This is a genomic window from Clostridium cellulovorans 743B, from assembly GCF_000145275.1.
Taxonomy (GTDB): Bacteria; Bacillota; Clostridia; order Clostridiales; family Clostridiaceae; genus Clostridium_K; species Clostridium_K cellulovorans.
On record NC_014393.1, the window covers coordinates 1016289 to 1032557 of the forward strand.

Consider the following 16269-nt stretch of genomic DNA (forward strand, 5'->3'; position numbering starts at 1 on the left):
ATTAAATAAAATGGGAACTATTTATTTTGAAAGCATCTTTGATAGGTTTTCAAAAGAAACAGAAAGTGGTGATTTAAATTAATTTATTTAACATTATCTCAGAGGATTTTTTTAAGCCACTAACAAGCAAACACAAAAGTATCTATGTTGATTGTATAAGGCTTATATATAATACTTATAAAACGGAGTTGTCTTTTGGTGTAGATAAAGAGGTTATAATATCTGAACTTGAGAATTATTTTGACAAAGAATCAAATATGGAAATGGTATTTGATGAGGATGACGAAATCGCAAAAGATTCTAGAGCAAAGGCAAATGCTATACTAAGAAGGCTAAAAGAGAGTGGGTGGCTTGAATATGAATTATCTAATGATTATAAAGTAAAGGTGAACTTATTTGACTATGCTGCAACTATGATTGAATCCTTTAATAAGATAGTAAAAAATGAAGAACTGGAGTATCAAAGCCTTGTATCTCAAATTCATGCTACTCTTTTAAACAAGGAAGCTTATGTAAAGCCTTATGAGTACATCATAAAGAGAGTTATCGAAAATACCGAAGAATTGATAATTGGATTAAAAAAACTAAATACAAATATAAAAAAATATATTGATGCTATAACCAATGAAAAAACTGCTAGCGAGATAGTTAAGGATTTCTTCGTTTATCACAAGGATATTGGTTCAAAGGCTTATCACCGTATTAAAACTAGTGACAATATCTCACATTTTAGAACTTCAATAATCGAAAATCTATACAATATTATAAATGATAGAAATATATTTGATAGAGCAGTTGTAGGATATATGGAAGTAGAACAAATAGATGAAAAGGTAGAGGCTGAGGAGCTGTTACGAGGTCAGATAATGAATATTATTTCTCATTTTAGAAAATATGATGACATTATAGAAGAAATAGATAATAAGAATTCTAAATATATTAATAGTGCTGTTGCAAGAGCAAAGTTTTTACTTAACAATAGCAATAATACAGAGGGAAAAATCTCAAGAATACTAGCTTATCTTTCCGAAGAGTTTAACAAAGATGAAACCTTGAATTTGTGTGATGAAACTGATGATACACTCTTTGAGGTTTTTAATATATTTCCTCAAAGCTTTATTGATAGTGACTCTCTATATGTAGTTCCTATTTCTAAAAAGATGGCATTGCCAGAAAAACTTAGTGATAAGTTTGGAATCTCAGAAGAAGAAAGAGAATTGCGTAAATTAGCTTTAAAAGAAAAAAATAAAAATAGATTTTCACGTAAGAACATTAATGCTTATGTTCATGAATTATTAAAGGATAAAAAGGCTGTACTAGCGTCCACCATTCCACTAACTACTAAGCGAGATTTAATTAAGATAATTTTCATAAGTCTTTATGGAAAGGACAGAAAATCTATATATAAAACTACCCAATTGAATGAAATTATATCAGTGAATGATTTGAGGTTTTGTGATTTTTTGATAGAAAGGTGTGAATAGTAGGTATGGAAATTTTCAAGGAAAGTCTTGTGCAAAAGGATAAATTTAGAGTAGCAGCTAATAAACTTTTAAATAATTGTTTTATAATTAAGAAAAAAGAAGATACAAGAAATGACTATATTTTTATTATTCAGAATAAAGAGCTTTTTATAGAGTATTTTGATTTATTAGGGTATAAAATTGAAATTAATGATATGCAAGGAGTAGTAGCACTTATTAGTACATATGGTACTGGAAGATTAAGATTTAAAAAAGTAGAGAGTATCATTTTACTTATATTAAGACTTCTGTATATAGAAAAATGTAAGGAGTTAAGTTTAAATGAGGATGTAGTAGTGCTTGTAGATGAAATACATCAGAAATATAATATGCTTAAAATTGAGGCAAAATTAAATCTTGATAAGACAATATTAAGAGATACAATCAGGTTGCTTAAGAGGTATAATATAATTTCTAACCTTGATAGTGATGTTACTATGTCTGATGCTAGGATTAAAATATATCCATCAGTATTATTTGCTGTTTCAAATGATAATCTTACTGTTATTTATGATGCTATAAATGATAAGTTAAATAAATATATGAATGGAGAAGAGCAGAATGATGATGAAGAAGTTATGCAGGATTAGGTTGATTAATTGGCATTATTTTGTGAATGAAACTATCAATGTTAGTGGTTCTTTTTTAATCAGCGGTGAAAATACAGCAGGAAAGTCAACTATATTAGATGCAATTCAATTGGTTTTGACTACTAACAATAGAAAGTTTAATACTGCTGCAAATGAGAAAAGCAATCGTGATTTAAAGGGTTATGTTCGATGTAAAACTGGTAATGAAAATAAGTCTTATATCAGAATGAACAGTGTTATTACATATGTTGCATTAGAATTTTATGAAGAAAAGACAGGTAAATATTTTACCCTTGGTGTAAAAATTGATTCTCCTGATGAGGAAAGTAAGCTTACAACCAAATGGTTTCGTGAGGAATGTAAGCTAGAGGAACTGTCATTTTTAAAAGATGGAAGACCAGCTACAGCAGAGGAGTTTAGGAGAAAGGATAAAAAGGTGCAATTAATTTCACAGGTATCTGAGGCAAAGGCTAGATTTGCACAGCGGTTAGGAAATTTAGAGGATAGATTTTTCGATATGATACCTAAATCATTGGCTTTCAAACCTATGGATAATGTTAAAGATTTTATTAATAAGTTTATATTATCTGAAAAAACAATAGAGGTCTCCACTTTAAGAAATAACATTGCAGCATTAAAAGAATTGGAAGATTTAATGGAGCTGACAAAGGAAAAAATAGCAGAACTTGATAGAATTATTTCTAAAAATAATGATATTCTTGCAAAAAAACAGGAAATAAAGACCAATGAAATCTTAATTAAAAAAGCAGAAATAGAAGCTAAAAAACTAGAGTGTGAGAAGCTGGAACAGAGTAGACATATTTGTGAGCAAAGGCTTATAGACGAACAAAACAATGAAACTACTTTGAAAAAAAGCCTAGAAAATGAACGGGAGAGGTTTACTAATTTACAAATTGTACTGGGACAAAATGAAACAACACAGCTTATAGTTAATACGAAACATAGAATAGAAATTCTTCAGAAAGATAAGCAAGTTGCTGAGGCTTCAGTTAAAAAGCTTCATAATATGTTAAGTAGATCAGAGGATGCATTAAGTTTGATTAATAAATATGAAGTTTTTATTCTTTCAAAGGAAGAGCTTTCAAAGGTAGGCTCAGCGGATTTTGAAACAGAAGAAAAAATAAAAATAGTATATAAGCTAAAAAAAGAATTTCAAAAGCTTCAGGAAGGTTATAGTTCAGAACTTGTGAGAACTAAAGACCTACTTGATAAATCTCAAAAGAGTAAAGCTACTTTAGAAAATGAAATAAAGAACCTAAAAAATAGAAAATTTACTTATCCAGAAAATACTACAAAACTTAAAACAGCTATTGAAAAGGAGTTTTTAAGTCGTGGTATAAAAAGTGAGGTAAGAATATTTTCGGATCTTTTAGAGATTACTGATACAAAATGGCAGAATGCCGTTGAAGGATATTTAAACAGCCAGAGGTTTTATATAATTCTAGAACCACAGCATTATAAAGTAGCCTTAGAGGTCTATAATAAAATAAAAAAAGAAGTACATACAGTTGGACTTATTAACACTGGGAAGCTTGACATTAATTCATTAGCAGACATGGCTTCGCTAGCTTATGTTATTAAAAGTGATAACCGTTATGCAAAAGCATATGCAGTATATTTGCTTAATCGAGTGGTTCGCTGTGAAGAGGTTCAAAGCTTAAAGGAGCACAAAATAGCTATTACGCCTGATTGTATGTTATATCAGAACTATGCAGTAAGAAAAATTGACGAGAAGATTTATAACACTCCATTTATTGGAGCATTTGCCCTTGAGATTCAGCTTAAGAACAAGCAGAATGAACTGATGAATTTAAAGGAGGATATAAAGAAATTAAATGAGAAATCAAGTGTTTGTACGCTTCTTATAGAAAAGTTAAACACATGTAAAATTGATGTATTAGAAGAAAACTTAAATGCCCCAAAAGAACTAAGAAATTATGAGGAACTTATAGCAAAGGAAAAAATAGAGTTAAAAAAGGCTGAAGCTAACCCAAGCTATATTCAAATACAAATTCAGATTGAAGAATGCAGAAAGGTTGTTGATAGTAAGGATAGAGAACATTCTTTATCAAATCAGAGGATTGGAGAACTGGAAAAAACTTTAAAAGCGAATAAAACTGATATAGAAAATTTACTAGGTGTTATTTTAAATTTGGAGAATATCTTTAATTTATTTTGCGAGAAAGATGCAGGGGTAACAATACTTGGTTTAAATAAATTTAATGAGCAAATAAAAATAAAGACACCGGAAACGATTGTCCAGAATTTTTCTCCTCTTAAGGTAGGATTAGAAAATAAGAAAAACGAATTTTGTATGGAACTTATCAAATTACAAAGTAGTTACTGCAGTAAATATGATTGCGATTTAGGTTCTGGATATGAACAAGTGCATGAATACATAATGGAACATCAAAAACTTGTTTTGGCAGATATTATTAAATATGAAGAAGAGCTAAAAAAGGCAAAGGACAATTGTCAACTAGAATTTAGAGAATCATTTTTAGCAAGGCTCAAAGAAAATATTGAGAACGCAAAGTTAGAATTTAGAAATCTAAATTATGCCCTAAGAGATATTTATTATGGAGAAGATAGTTATAAATTTGAGTTGACCCATAATAAGCAAAAAGAAAGCATTTATCAAATGATTACCTCAAAAAATAACGAAGCAGGTTTTAATTTATGGTCTAATTCCTTTGAGGAGGAGTATAAAGAGGAAATGGAAGATTTATTTGCTAAATTAACAGCTTATGATGATAAGGGAGAGAAGGTTCTTACAGAATATACAGATTATCGTAGTTATTTGGATTATGATATTGTTGTTGAAAAGAAAGATGGTACTCTTCAAAGATTTTCTAAAATTTATGGAGAGAAAAGTGGGGGAGAAACTCAAACTCCATACTATGTAGCAATAGCTGCATCATTTGTTCAGCTCTATAAGCATGGAGATACAATAAGAATTATTATGCTAGATGAGGCTTTTGATAAAATGGATGATAACAGGATTAGCGCTATGATGGACTTTTTTAATAGTCAAGATTTTCAAATCATATTGGCAACACCACCAGCTAAAATAGAAGAGATTGGTGAAAAGGTAGATACAATATTAATGGCAATCAGAGAAGGAAGTACATCTATAATTGAGGAGTATGATCTATGATAGGAAAGTACGAAAAAGAAATCATTACCAAATTACTAGATAAGTATGAGAAAAGTAAAAGCTTTATAGGTGAAAATAAAATAAATCAAAAATTTAGTGTGAAGATTGCTTCTGTATTTCCGAAATATACCGACCACTCAAATTATGAGATGTTTCAAGAACTAAATGAAGCTATTGATGTTTTAGTTAGGAAAGGTTTTATAATAGCCAAAGCAAATTCTGCTCATGTTTATAACAATGCTGTTCTAAATATAGATGATTTAGAAGAAATATATAAGTATATTGGTAGAATGCCTAAAAAAGGTATCAATAAATCTGTATTAGAGTTAATGGAAAAGTATAAAGGAAGGAATGAAATATTAGACCGATATTTCGAGATGCAATATGAAAGGATTCATTCAAATAAATCTATACAATATTTCAGTAATGACTTGATAGAACTAGAAAATATTTTAGTAGCAGTTGATGAATTGTTGAAGGTTGATACTGAGACATTTGTAAGAGATTTTTCAGTTAGAACTTTTAAGGATTCTAAAATGTTTGAGAGAATAGTGGCTAAAGTTATAAATCTTATCTATGAGTTTGGGAACTTTCCAGAAAAGAGCCAAATATTAGGAAACTTAAATGTTTTTAAAAACCCTACTTATGTTAATTTTAAAGGGGCAGGAAGTATTACTATTAAGGGACAAAAAATTGAATTAACAAATCTTAGTGGTGACATTGCAATCTCATCTGCTATGTTAAACGATATTGAGAGGATTGATGTAGCAGGTAATGCTGTAATAACTATTGAAAACTTAACTAGTTTCCATACCTTCTCTGATGAGAATGTGTTTGCTATTTATCTTGGTGGATACCACAATTGTGTCAGACGAGAATTTATAAAAAAATTATATAAGCAAAATCAAAATATAGCTTATTATCATTTTGGTGATATTGATGCTGGTGGATTTTATATATTGCAACATTTGAAGCATCAAACCGGTGTTGATTTCAAACCTTTTAATATGGATATAGAAACTTTAAAATCATATAGTAAGTATATCAAGCCATTAACAGAAAATGATAGAGATAGACTTTCGAAATTAATTAATAGCGAATACTGTATGGTAATTAAGTACATGATTGAAAATAACTGTAAACTAGAGCAAGAAGCAATCAATAATTGATATCTTAATAAAATTTCAAAATGAGATTTTAAAATACTTATAGATTATAGAGAGAAAACATTAGAGCGATAACATAAGAAAGTTTGGTGGAGATTTGAGGGATAAAGTAAAAGAAATAACATCATATTTAAGAAGTGCAGTTGCAGCACAGGTTAATAAAAAGATTAAGTTTGAGGAAGAGAAATATTTCTATTTTACATTTGTTGAATTCATTAATGGTAAAATTAATGAGGCTATTTTTAAAGATTTAACTAAAGAGCCTAAAATAAAAAAAGAAAAAGAGAGTATTAGTGTAATAATTGTTACAAAAACAATAAAGACAATCTTTGAATCTCAAGAAAGAAAAAATAATAATATTGAAGATTTGACAGGTGTATATTATGTACCAGCTATCTTAAATAAAGATGGAACACTTCAGTATGATGAAGGAAAGCTTCCTTGGATACCTAGAGAATTTCTTCAACCAATGATTGAACCTAAAGTATCAATGGGGCATTACAAAGATTACGATAACTATATAAGTGAAAGTATAGGAAGAATACATAAGATAAAAAAATGGCAGGATTACGTTGAGTTTGTTAAGGATTTATATGAATATGTAACAAGCTCTAAGTTTGATGAAAGTAGGCTATTAGAGGTTGAGTTAGAGAAAAATATTTATATTATAAAAGATAATACTGTAAATGCTACCGGATCGATACTGAATTTATACGATAATATTATCAATGAATGTAATGGTTCTAAGCTATATGAAAATTTTGTTGATTTAGAATTTAATAAAATACTACCATTGATACCAAATGACATCACAGAAATGAGTAAGCATTGTGGGCAGATGGGTGGAGAATATCCATTATCACCTTCACAAAGAGAATGTATTAATCACTTCACTAATATGGTTGATGGTGAAATGTTAGCAGTTAATGGACCACCGGGTACAGGTAAGACAACATTGCTTCAATCCATGGTTGCAAATTTGTATGTGGAAAGAGCACTAAAAAAAGAAAAACCACCATTGATAGTAGCTTCATCTACAAATAATCAAGCAGTTACTAATATAATAGAATCCTTTGGGAAAATAAAATCTATGGGATATGGAAATCTTGAAGAAAGATGGATAGAAGGAGTAAATAGCTTTGCTGTTTATTTTCCATCATCTAGTAGTGAAGGAAATGCAAAAACCAAAGTTTATCATTATACTAATTTAAGAGGAGAAAATTTCATTTCAGATGTTGAAAGTGAAGAAAATATATTAAAGTCTAAAGAAAGGCTATTGGCTAACTTCAATAAATATTTTGGTGATAGCATTTCAAGCTTAGGTATATGTGAGGAAGTAATACATGCATCACTATGTAAAATTGAATTAATAAGGAGAAACTTTTTAGAATTATTCGATAATCTTAGCTCATATGAAATTAGGGATAAAACTATAGAAGAACATTTGGTGTTTTTAAAACAAGAAAAAGAATGTTTAGAAGAACAGATATCCATGGACAAGTTAAGAATCGAAGCTTGGAGAAGACATTTTAAAGGGATGCCTTTACTATATAGATTGTTGAAATTTCTTAAAAGTTATAAGAGTAAGATAGCAACAAGGAATAGAATGTTTATTGAAAGTGAAGAAACATTTTTAGATGAATACATGAGCTTAGAGAAAATTGAAGAAAAGTATAGTTATAGAATTATGGATTTAAAGATTAAGTTGGAAGAGCTACAAAGAACATATAAAGAAATAGAACATATAAAAAAACAATATGATGACAATTTAATTATACTGAATAATTTAAATATTGACATATTTCAACGGGAAAAGAAAAAGAGTGTTCTCAACTTAAATCAAATGAATGAAATAATGGATAAAACTCTTAGATATATTGAGTTTTGGTTATCAGTTCATTATTATGAATGTCGCTGGGTAAAAGGAGAGGATAAGTTAACTAAGAATCAAAAGGGAAAAACATATAAGAATATTTTAGATAGCTTATACAATAGATTGAGTATGATTACTCCTTGTTATGTAATGACTTTTTATCAACTACCACGAAATTTCTTGGCATTAGGGGATAATAAGAACTTTTATCTTTATAATTATATAGACCTATTAATTGTAGATGAAGCAGGACAAGTTTCGCCTGAAATAGCAGCATGTTCTTTTGCATTAGCTAAAAAAGCTGTAGTTGTTGGGGATATATATCAAATAGAGCCTGTATGGAGTGTTTGTAAAGCTTTAGATATTTCATTATCACTTGAAAAGCAAGTAATATTAACTAGAGAAGAATATGAGAAGTTTTCTGAACTTGGCATAAATACGTCAAGTTCAAGTGTAATGAAGGTAGCATCAAAATGTTGCAAATATATGAAGTTTGGTGATAGAGGATTATTTTTGAGTGAACATAGAAGGTGCTATAATGAGATTATTTCTTACTGTAAGGATTTAGTGTATCGAAATCTAGAACCTATGCGTGGAAACGCAACCGATGATAAAAATTACAAACTAAATAAGTTACCTCAGATGGGGTATAAACAAATAGATACTGAAAAATCAAGTAAAAGGGGAGGTAGTAGATATAATAAAAGGGAAGCAATTGAAATAGCAAATTGGATTAATGAAAATTTTCAAATGATCAGAGCGGCATATCCTATGGAAGATACAAAAAGTTTATTAGGTATTATTACTCCATTTAAGGCTCAGGTTACTTGTATAGCAAGTGTATTTAGTAAGCATTTGCCAGAGGAGATTAAGAAAAATATAAGTGTTGGGACAGTACATACTTTTCAGGGTGCTGAAAGAAGAATAATAATAATGTCTACAGTGTATGGTGGAAATGAGGAGTGTTATTTTATAGATGCAAATAAAAGTATGTTAAATGTTGCTGTTTCTCGTGCAAAAGATAGTTTTTTAGTTTTTGGAAATATTAATAGTTTTAATGATAATAATAAAAGCGGAAGTGGTTTGCTAAAGCAGTATATTATTAAAAATACAATATTAGATTATTGATTTTTTGCAAGGTCAAAGATGTGTGAAGATAAATTATATGATATCAAATAAAATGGTGATAAGAGATTTTTAGTAGTTTTTTATATGAATGTATGCCGAGAGGTTTCCAGATTAACAATATTAAAAATAGGATAGGAAAAGTTTTAAAAGAGCTGATGAGGCTCTTTTTTCTATATTTTAAACTAGTCTAGTAAGGACTTATTGTCTTTAATATTTTTCTTACTTCTAGCTGCTTTTCTAGCGTTTCTTGTACCTTGACATTCTTTGGTAGCACAGTATTTTCTTCTTGGACCACTTTTAACCCCAATTTTGCCACAGGCTTCACAGATAAAAAGAGTTTTTTTAGTATCAGTGTCTTCCATATTAGGAGCATTAGTTGCTATCCATCTAATTAATGCATAGGTGGCAATTTCAAATACAGAATTTAAATCAGGTCCAATATAAAAGGTGTTATTTTTTTCATCAAATTTCATTGAGAACTGGATTTCAGGAATAGTTTCAGCAAATTTTTTTAAGGATTCTCCAGAGATTTTCTTATCATCGATTATCTTTGTAGCAAGTTTATTCCATTGACTTTTATATTGTAAAATTGTTTTAAGGTCTTCAATTATCTGAGAACTACCACTCTTAAAGGAAAATATTCCATAGTAGGTTTTTGTAAGTTCATATAGACCATTTAAGTCTTTTAAAAATTCATATAAGTTGATTTCACTAAGTTCTATCGTTTCTTTTATCTTTTCTTCATACCATTTTCTTGGCGATGCATACGGGTCAGGTTCTTCTATACGAAAGTCATCCACATTAGGAATAGATTTATAAATTTTATTTATGTTATAAGGGTGTAGGTTGTCGGAACACCATTTGATTACTTTTTCAGATATTCTAATTTCGTCATCACCTAGTCCAATAATTTCAATTGCTAGGTTATATAGTCTTAATAATATTTCCTGTGCTGATAAGTAAAAGTTCTCTTTAGTAACAGGGCTATCATCAATTGTAAACTCCGGAGTCAATATTGGTGACCAGCCTTTGTTATAGTCAACATAATAAGTATAAAAACGTGTTGCCGGTATTGACGGTTCTCCTAATCCACCGATATCACATATTGTAAGCCACTCATTTAGTTTCAAAATATCCAATCCTCTCTTAGAATAAAAAAGTTACCGTTATGGTTACCGATAGAAAATATCTTATGGTGATATCTTATAGTAAAATTTAATCAAATACAAGGGGAAGGAGAGAAAAGTATGGAAAATAAAGAAATAAAGGTTGCTTTCAATTTAAAAGAAGCTTCACGGTATATCGGTGTCAGCACACCTACTTTACTAAGTATTGTTCGCTCAGGAGAAATTCCTTCAAGGAAGATTGGTAAACGTAGATGGTTAATTTCAAAAGCAGTTTTAGATAACTGGATAAGTGATATTAAAGTAAGTGATGAAAGATAAATAAAAGATTGAAAACTAAATAGCACAAGTTTAAGGTGAGTCGGCATAAAACTTAAAACCTGATCAGAAAAAATCTGGTGAAGCTGATGTAGTGCAAAAATAAATTTTATGGAGATGATAACATGTCTGGAAATGCAAGTAGAAAGTATAAGGAGTATAGGCTTATGCAGGAGAGACGACAATTATTTGGGGATGTCTCAGCAAAGAATGAGTTTGGTAGAGTAGACCTCGTAGCCTTCGGTGCATCCCAAGGAAGCGTTATTACAAGTAGCACTAAATTAAGCTTAAGTAAAATGACAATAAAAAAGAACAGAAGAAGTATGAAAGCACTTTAATGCAAGTGCTTTTTTAATTTAACAGCTTTGAAAATATGTAAATTTAGTTGCTTATGTTTCATAAGAAGTTAAGGTTACAGAGTTATTTTGGCTTTAGGTGTTGACTTTACTAGGTAGGAAAGGGTGTGAAAAAGTGACGGATAGGGGAAATTTAGCAGTTAGTTATGCTAAAAAAGGTTTTAAAATAGTCATGCTCCATGGCATTAATGAAGCTGGAAATTGTACTTGTGGTAAAGGAGTTAAATGCAACAGTAGTGGGAAGCATCCTATTTATAGCAACTGGGGTAAAAAAGCTACAACCTCTGAAGAAGAAATCATAGCAGAGTTTAAAAAATATCCTAAAGCAAATATAGGTTTTGCTACTGGAGATAACTATTTTGTGCTTGATGTAGATATAGGCCATGGTGGTTATGAAAGCTTAAAGGAATATGGAGAACTGAAGAAAACTCTAAGTGTAAGGACAGGTAGTGGTGGTAGCCATCATTACTACCTAATGCCAGATGGAGTTACAGTACCTAATAGGGTGGGAGTTTTAAATGGAGTTGATATTAGGTCAAATGGTGGACTTGTTGTGGCACCTGGGAGTGTTCATAAAAGTGGTAAGCACTATGAATGGTTAGAACACTGTTCCATAGATGATGTTGAAATAACTACACCAGATAAGTGGTTAATTGATTTGATTTTTAGTAAGAAAAGTAGTGTTAAAGAAGTTCCAGAAAGCATAGAGGAAGGGTCCAGAAATGCTGTAATGGCAAGTATAGCTGGAAGTTTAAGAAGAAAAGGACTTAGTTTTGAGGCTATTTTAGCCGCTCTTTTAGTGGAAAACAATAATAGATGTAATCCGCCACTTAATGATAGTGAGGTTGAAACAATAGCTAAAAGCATTTGTAGATATAACCCAGAAGCACCTATAACAGGTGAGGAATGGGGGGAAGATAAAAAAGAAAATCTACTTTCTAGTATATCTAATTTAGAAGATTTCTCAAAAATTTATGAAAAAGACATGTTATCTAAGCTATCTATGGCAAAGGATAATGATCCAGTAACCTTTGCCATAATTAAGTCCAAGTTAAAGGGGAAGATTAATCTTAAGGATTTAGAAAGAGCAATAAAGCATATTAAACATAGTGAAAAAGAGGTGGAGTTTAAGCAAGCCTTAGAACTTGACGGTTTAGGAACTAATGGATATATGATTCCTTTTGGGTGGAGTGTTGATTTTAATGAAGGTATATCAAAGTATGAACAAAATGGAGAAGGTATCTTCAAAGAAGTTCCTGTAAGCTTTACTCCAGTTGTTATAAGTAGGAGATTTCATAACTTAGATACTGAGCAGGAAAAGGTAGAATTATCTTTCTATAGGGATGGATATTGGAAGAAGGTACTGGCTCCAAGGTCAGTTATATTCAATAGAAATAGCATATTAAGACTTGCTGATAGTAGCTTTCCAGTGTCTTCAAATAATGCAGGAGAGTTAATTTCATATCTATCTGATTTTGAAAGAGAGAATGATAAGGCAATACCAGTTATAAAATCAGTGGCAAGATTAGGGTGGTTAAAGGAGAGTGAATTCTTTCCTTATAGTACGAGAGAATATTTAGAATTTGAAAATGATAGCAAAGAAGCTTCAAACATAATGGCAGGTCTAAAAACTTATGGAGATTTTGATAAATGGCTAGAGGTTGCAAGAAAAGCAAGAGAAAATCTTGCTGCAAGATTTATTATGGCATCAAGTTTTGCTTCAGTACTTTTAGAACCACTTCATAAAAGAGTGTTTTTTATACATCTATGGCATAATAGCAGAAGTGGAAAAACAGCCACAATAAAGCTTTCTATGTCTGCCTTTGGAAATCCCAATAAGCTTATTGGATCATTTAATAGTACTATAGTAGGACTTGAGAGAATGGCAGCAGCCCTTAGAAATTTACCTTTTGCTATAGATGAATTACAAGTTTTAAATACTAAGAAAATGAGCACCGATAGTATCATATATATGCTCTCCCAAGGACAAGGAAGAACTAGAGGTAGTAAGGACGGAGGGATACAAGAAACTCTTACTTGGAGAAATATAATAATTACCACGGGAGAAGAAGCTATGCTTGGTACTAATATGCAAGATGGTGCTAACACAAGAACCTTTGAACTTTATGCAAAACCAGTTGAGGATATAGCACTTGCAAGTCTAATGCATGAGGTCTCAGAAGCACATTACGGTTTTGCTGGGAAAGTATTTATAAACAAGCTATGTGAAGAACTAAAGATGGATAAAACCTTCTTACAGGCTATATATGATGAATTAAGGACAAGTCTTAAAGAAAAACATATAGAGTGTATACATCTTGATGAGGTAGCTGTAGTTTGTCTTGGAGATTATTTATCTTCTATATATGTATTTGAAGAAGAAGAAAAAGTAGCAAGAGACAATGCGTTATTAACAGCTACAGCCATGATAGAAAACAATAGGCAGTTAACTCAAAATGATAACATTGAGAGAGCTTGGGAGATGTTCACAGGATGGCTAATAGCTAATAATGAAAAGTTTCAGTTTGATGCTAAAGCACCAAGGTATGGAAGAATAGATATAAACGATAATTACTATGTAATTCCATCCTTTGCACATAAAGCTTTAGAAGATGCAGGGTTTTCACCAAAGAAAGTTTTTAGAGGTTTTGCTGAAAGAGGATATATTGAAAGTCAAGTGGATAAGGATGGAGTTTTAAGATTACAAATTACTAAGAGTATCGGTGGTAAAAACTGTAGAGTGTATGTTGTAAGGATACCCGATGATGAATCTGTTGATATGGAGTTTTTAAGGTGAAAGCAAATCAAAAACTCGTGAACCTAACCGAAAATTGGAGAAATGTAATCAGTAAAAAACGGTTAGGATAGAAAAAAGCAATAGGGATATTTTTAGTACAATGAAAAAATAATCCAAAATACAGACTTTTACTGGTTAGGTCGGTTAGGTTACGGTTAGGAAAAACGATAAAGTTAAGATATCTTTAAGTATTGATATTACTATATTCTATTTAAGTAATATATAATAACCTAACCATATAACCGTTTAACCGTAAACATATAGTACGTATAGAGAGTATGATTTTAAGAGGAAATTTATACTCATTACACATTACTAATTATATAGAAGGTGTGTATGTTAAAAAAACGGTTATTCGGTTAGGGCACTTTGTAAAAATAAATTGGTTTAGATTTTGTTGATAAGTAGAGGAGATAAGATTGTGGATAGAGATTATTTTGACAGGCCAGAGCGCTATAAAGACCTTAATGAAAAAGATAAAGTGGTTTTAGATAATTGGATTAAATCAAAGTTTGAAGTAGCAAGTAGCAATTACACCATAAGAAGTAGTTATGGATTAAAGCATGATTTAAATAGAGATACAGGTATCTATGTATATAATGGACAGTTTAAAGGTGCTATGTTAGCAGCTGGATTCACAGCGGTAGATGAAAGAATGTTAAACTGGCATTTTAAAATGAAGGAGAGAATCCCAAATAGTTTTTATGGGTTTTGTTTAAGACGTTATAAATATAACAATTCTCACTTGGGTGACTTCACTAGAGATATGGAAAAAGCACCAGAATTTCCGAGAGAATCAATTGATAAAGTAGAGATTAAGGATTACCTTTACAAAAAACATGCTTGTGTAGAAGCTATAAAGGCTTTTGAAAAAGCTTGGATGAATTTTGAGAAGAGTAGAAAATAGTAAAATTAAAACTCACCATTACCAGTAACTTAAGAGACTTAAAGATAGATTGTGGTAATGGAGAGTTAAAACTAAGGTCAAGGTTTTAAGAGTAGTAAGAGCGTTATAAAGTTTAAAGTTTTTATTACTAATATCATGTAACTTAATTAATAAGACATTCTGACATACCCCCATAGGGGGGTATAATCTCTACAACCTTTTAGCTAAAGGTCGGTGGCATCCCTTTACGCTAAAAAACGCACTTTTCTAGGGGCGGGAGGGGAAATTTTGCGAAATGTTATAAATATAGGAATAGCAAAGGCTAAGATAGGATTTTCCAAGGATAAGTAGGCGGTGAAAAATGTTAAATGAGAAACAAAAAGATGAAATTTTAGAATTTCGTAAAAAGGGATATGGATACAAGAGTATTTCAGGTATTTTAAAAATCAATAGAGATGTTGTAAGGGATTTATGCAAAAGAAATGGTCTTGGAGGTTTTCTAGGTTACGGAAAGTCTGTGCCGATGGAAAGTAAAAAAGAAATACCTATTAGACAGACAAGCTGTGAAAGCTGTGGAGAGCCTATTAATATTTTAGAAAGACGAGGACGAAAGGCTAGATTTTGTTCTGATTGCTGTAGAAGAAAATGGTGGTATGAAAACCAAGACAAGAAAGATAGAAGAGAAAGTGCTTGGTACTCTTTCGTTTGTTTGTATTGTAGAAAAGACTTTAAAGCCTATGGGAATAGAGCTAGAAAGTATTGCAGTAGAAAATGCTATGTGGAACATAGATATGGTATTAATATTTAAGCGGGGATAGTGAAAAGAACGGAGTTATAAATTTATAATTAATTGTCTTGCTATATATGTGTTTTAGAGTGATATATAGTATAACGAAAAAACACATGGAGGGCTTAAAATGAGAGCATTATTTGGAAGAAAGGTTTTAAATTTAAAGGAACTTAAGGAGTTAACAAAAGAAGCAAAAGCTGATGGAGTTCAAGGGACGGCTTACGAAGTTACAAAAGAAATTGAATTAACCGATGATGAATTTAAAGAATTCACAAAGGACTTTGGAAAAGACCAGCCTTGGATAACAGAAGAGGATGGCGGGTGCAATGAAAAGGGAGAGTTAAAGTGCATAAGAGTTAAAAATTCAAAAACAAAGAAGTGCATTTTAGTTGATTCAGAGGGTTACACATACCCAAGGTATACAGCAATAGAGAAGTAGAAGAAAGCCCTAAAACTGGGGCTTTTTTAGCTTATAAAAGACTTGCTTATTCTGTACTTTAGAGTGATATATAGTATAACAAAAGTACAGGGAGGAACTGA

12 protein-coding genes are annotated in these 16269 nt (G+C 30.7%); 11 read left to right on the top strand and 1 reads right to left on the bottom strand.

Annotated features, from left to right (window positions below; all coding sequences use genetic code 11):
- The first annotated feature begins 95 nt into the window (after window positions 1–95).
- The 5 genes from CLOCEL_RS04195 (at window position 96) to CLOCEL_RS04215 (ending at window position 9458) form a co-directional block, all read left to right on the top strand.
- Complete coding sequence (locus CLOCEL_RS04195) at window positions 96–1484, top strand: Wadjet anti-phage system protein JetA family protein (RefSeq protein WP_423200066.1); 1389 nt, start codon at window positions 96–98, stop codon at window positions 1482–1484.
- A gap of 5 nt (window positions 1485–1489) precedes the next feature.
- Window positions 1490–2113 carry a DUF4194 domain-containing protein gene (locus tag CLOCEL_RS04200; protein WP_010076559.1) on the top strand — a complete coding sequence of 208 codons (624 nt, stop codon included), beginning with the start codon at window positions 1490–1492 and terminating at the stop codon, window positions 2111–2113.
- Window positions 2085–5291 carry an ATP-binding protein gene (locus CLOCEL_RS04205; protein WP_010076558.1) on the top strand — a complete coding sequence of 1069 codons (3207 nt, stop codon included), beginning with the start codon at window positions 2085–2087 and terminating at the stop codon, window positions 5289–5291. Before CLOCEL_RS04200 ends, CLOCEL_RS04205 begins: the two co-directional genes overlap by 29 nt.
- Window positions 5288–6460 carry a Wadjet anti-phage system protein JetD domain-containing protein gene (locus CLOCEL_RS04210; protein WP_010076557.1) on the top strand — a complete coding sequence of 391 codons (1173 nt, stop codon included), beginning with the start codon at window positions 5288–5290 and terminating at the stop codon, window positions 6458–6460. Before CLOCEL_RS04205 ends, CLOCEL_RS04210 begins: the two co-directional genes overlap by 4 nt.
- A 94-nt stretch (window positions 6461–6554) precedes the next feature.
- Entirely contained in the window at window positions 6555–9458 is a 2904-nt protein-coding gene (locus CLOCEL_RS04215; RefSeq protein WP_010076556.1) for an AAA domain-containing protein, read from the top strand.
- A 182-nt stretch (window positions 9459–9640) separates the two neighbouring features.
- On the opposite strand, the gene CLOCEL_RS04220 is transcribed toward CLOCEL_RS04215, so the two are convergent.
- Window positions 9641–10588 carry a hypothetical protein gene (locus CLOCEL_RS04220; RefSeq protein ID WP_010076555.1) on the bottom strand — a complete coding sequence of 316 codons (948 nt, stop codon included), beginning with the start codon at window positions 10586–10588 and terminating at the stop codon, window positions 9641–9643.
- 117 nt (window positions 10589–10705) lie between these two features.
- Here CLOCEL_RS04220 and CLOCEL_RS04225 point away from each other — a divergent pair, with 117 nt between their 5' ends.
- The 6 genes from CLOCEL_RS04225 (at window position 10706) to CLOCEL_RS04250 (ending at window position 16168) form a co-directional block, all read left to right on the top strand.
- Window positions 10706–10903: a helix-turn-helix domain-containing protein gene (locus tag CLOCEL_RS04225; RefSeq protein WP_010076554.1), complete on the top strand. Its 198-nt coding sequence runs from the start codon at window positions 10706–10708 to the stop codon at window positions 10901–10903.
- Window positions 10904–11025: 122 nt separating this feature from the next.
- Window positions 11026–11238 carry a hypothetical protein gene (locus CLOCEL_RS04230; protein WP_010076553.1) on the top strand — a complete coding sequence of 71 codons (213 nt, stop codon included), beginning with the start codon at window positions 11026–11028 and terminating at the stop codon, window positions 11236–11238.
- 133 nt (window positions 11239–11371) lie between these two features.
- Window positions 11372–14053, top strand: coding sequence for a DUF927 domain-containing protein (locus CLOCEL_RS04235; protein WP_010076552.1), 2682 nt, complete (start codon window positions 11372–11374; stop codon window positions 14051–14053).
- A 421-nt stretch (window positions 14054–14474) separates the two neighbouring features.
- Complete coding sequence (locus CLOCEL_RS04240) at window positions 14475–14960, top strand: sterile alpha motif-like domain-containing protein (RefSeq protein WP_010076551.1); 486 nt, start codon at window positions 14475–14477, stop codon at window positions 14958–14960.
- 340 nt (window positions 14961–15300) lie between these two features.
- A complete protein-coding gene (locus CLOCEL_RS04245) occupies window positions 15301–15747 on the top strand; it encodes a hypothetical protein (protein WP_010076550.1) in 447 nt (148 codons plus the stop codon).
- Between the two features lie 109 nt (window positions 15748–15856).
- Entirely contained in the window at window positions 15857–16168 is a 312-nt protein-coding gene (locus CLOCEL_RS04250) for a DUF6329 domain-containing protein (RefSeq protein WP_010076549.1), read from the top strand.
- Window positions 16169–16269 lie beyond the last annotated feature (101 nt).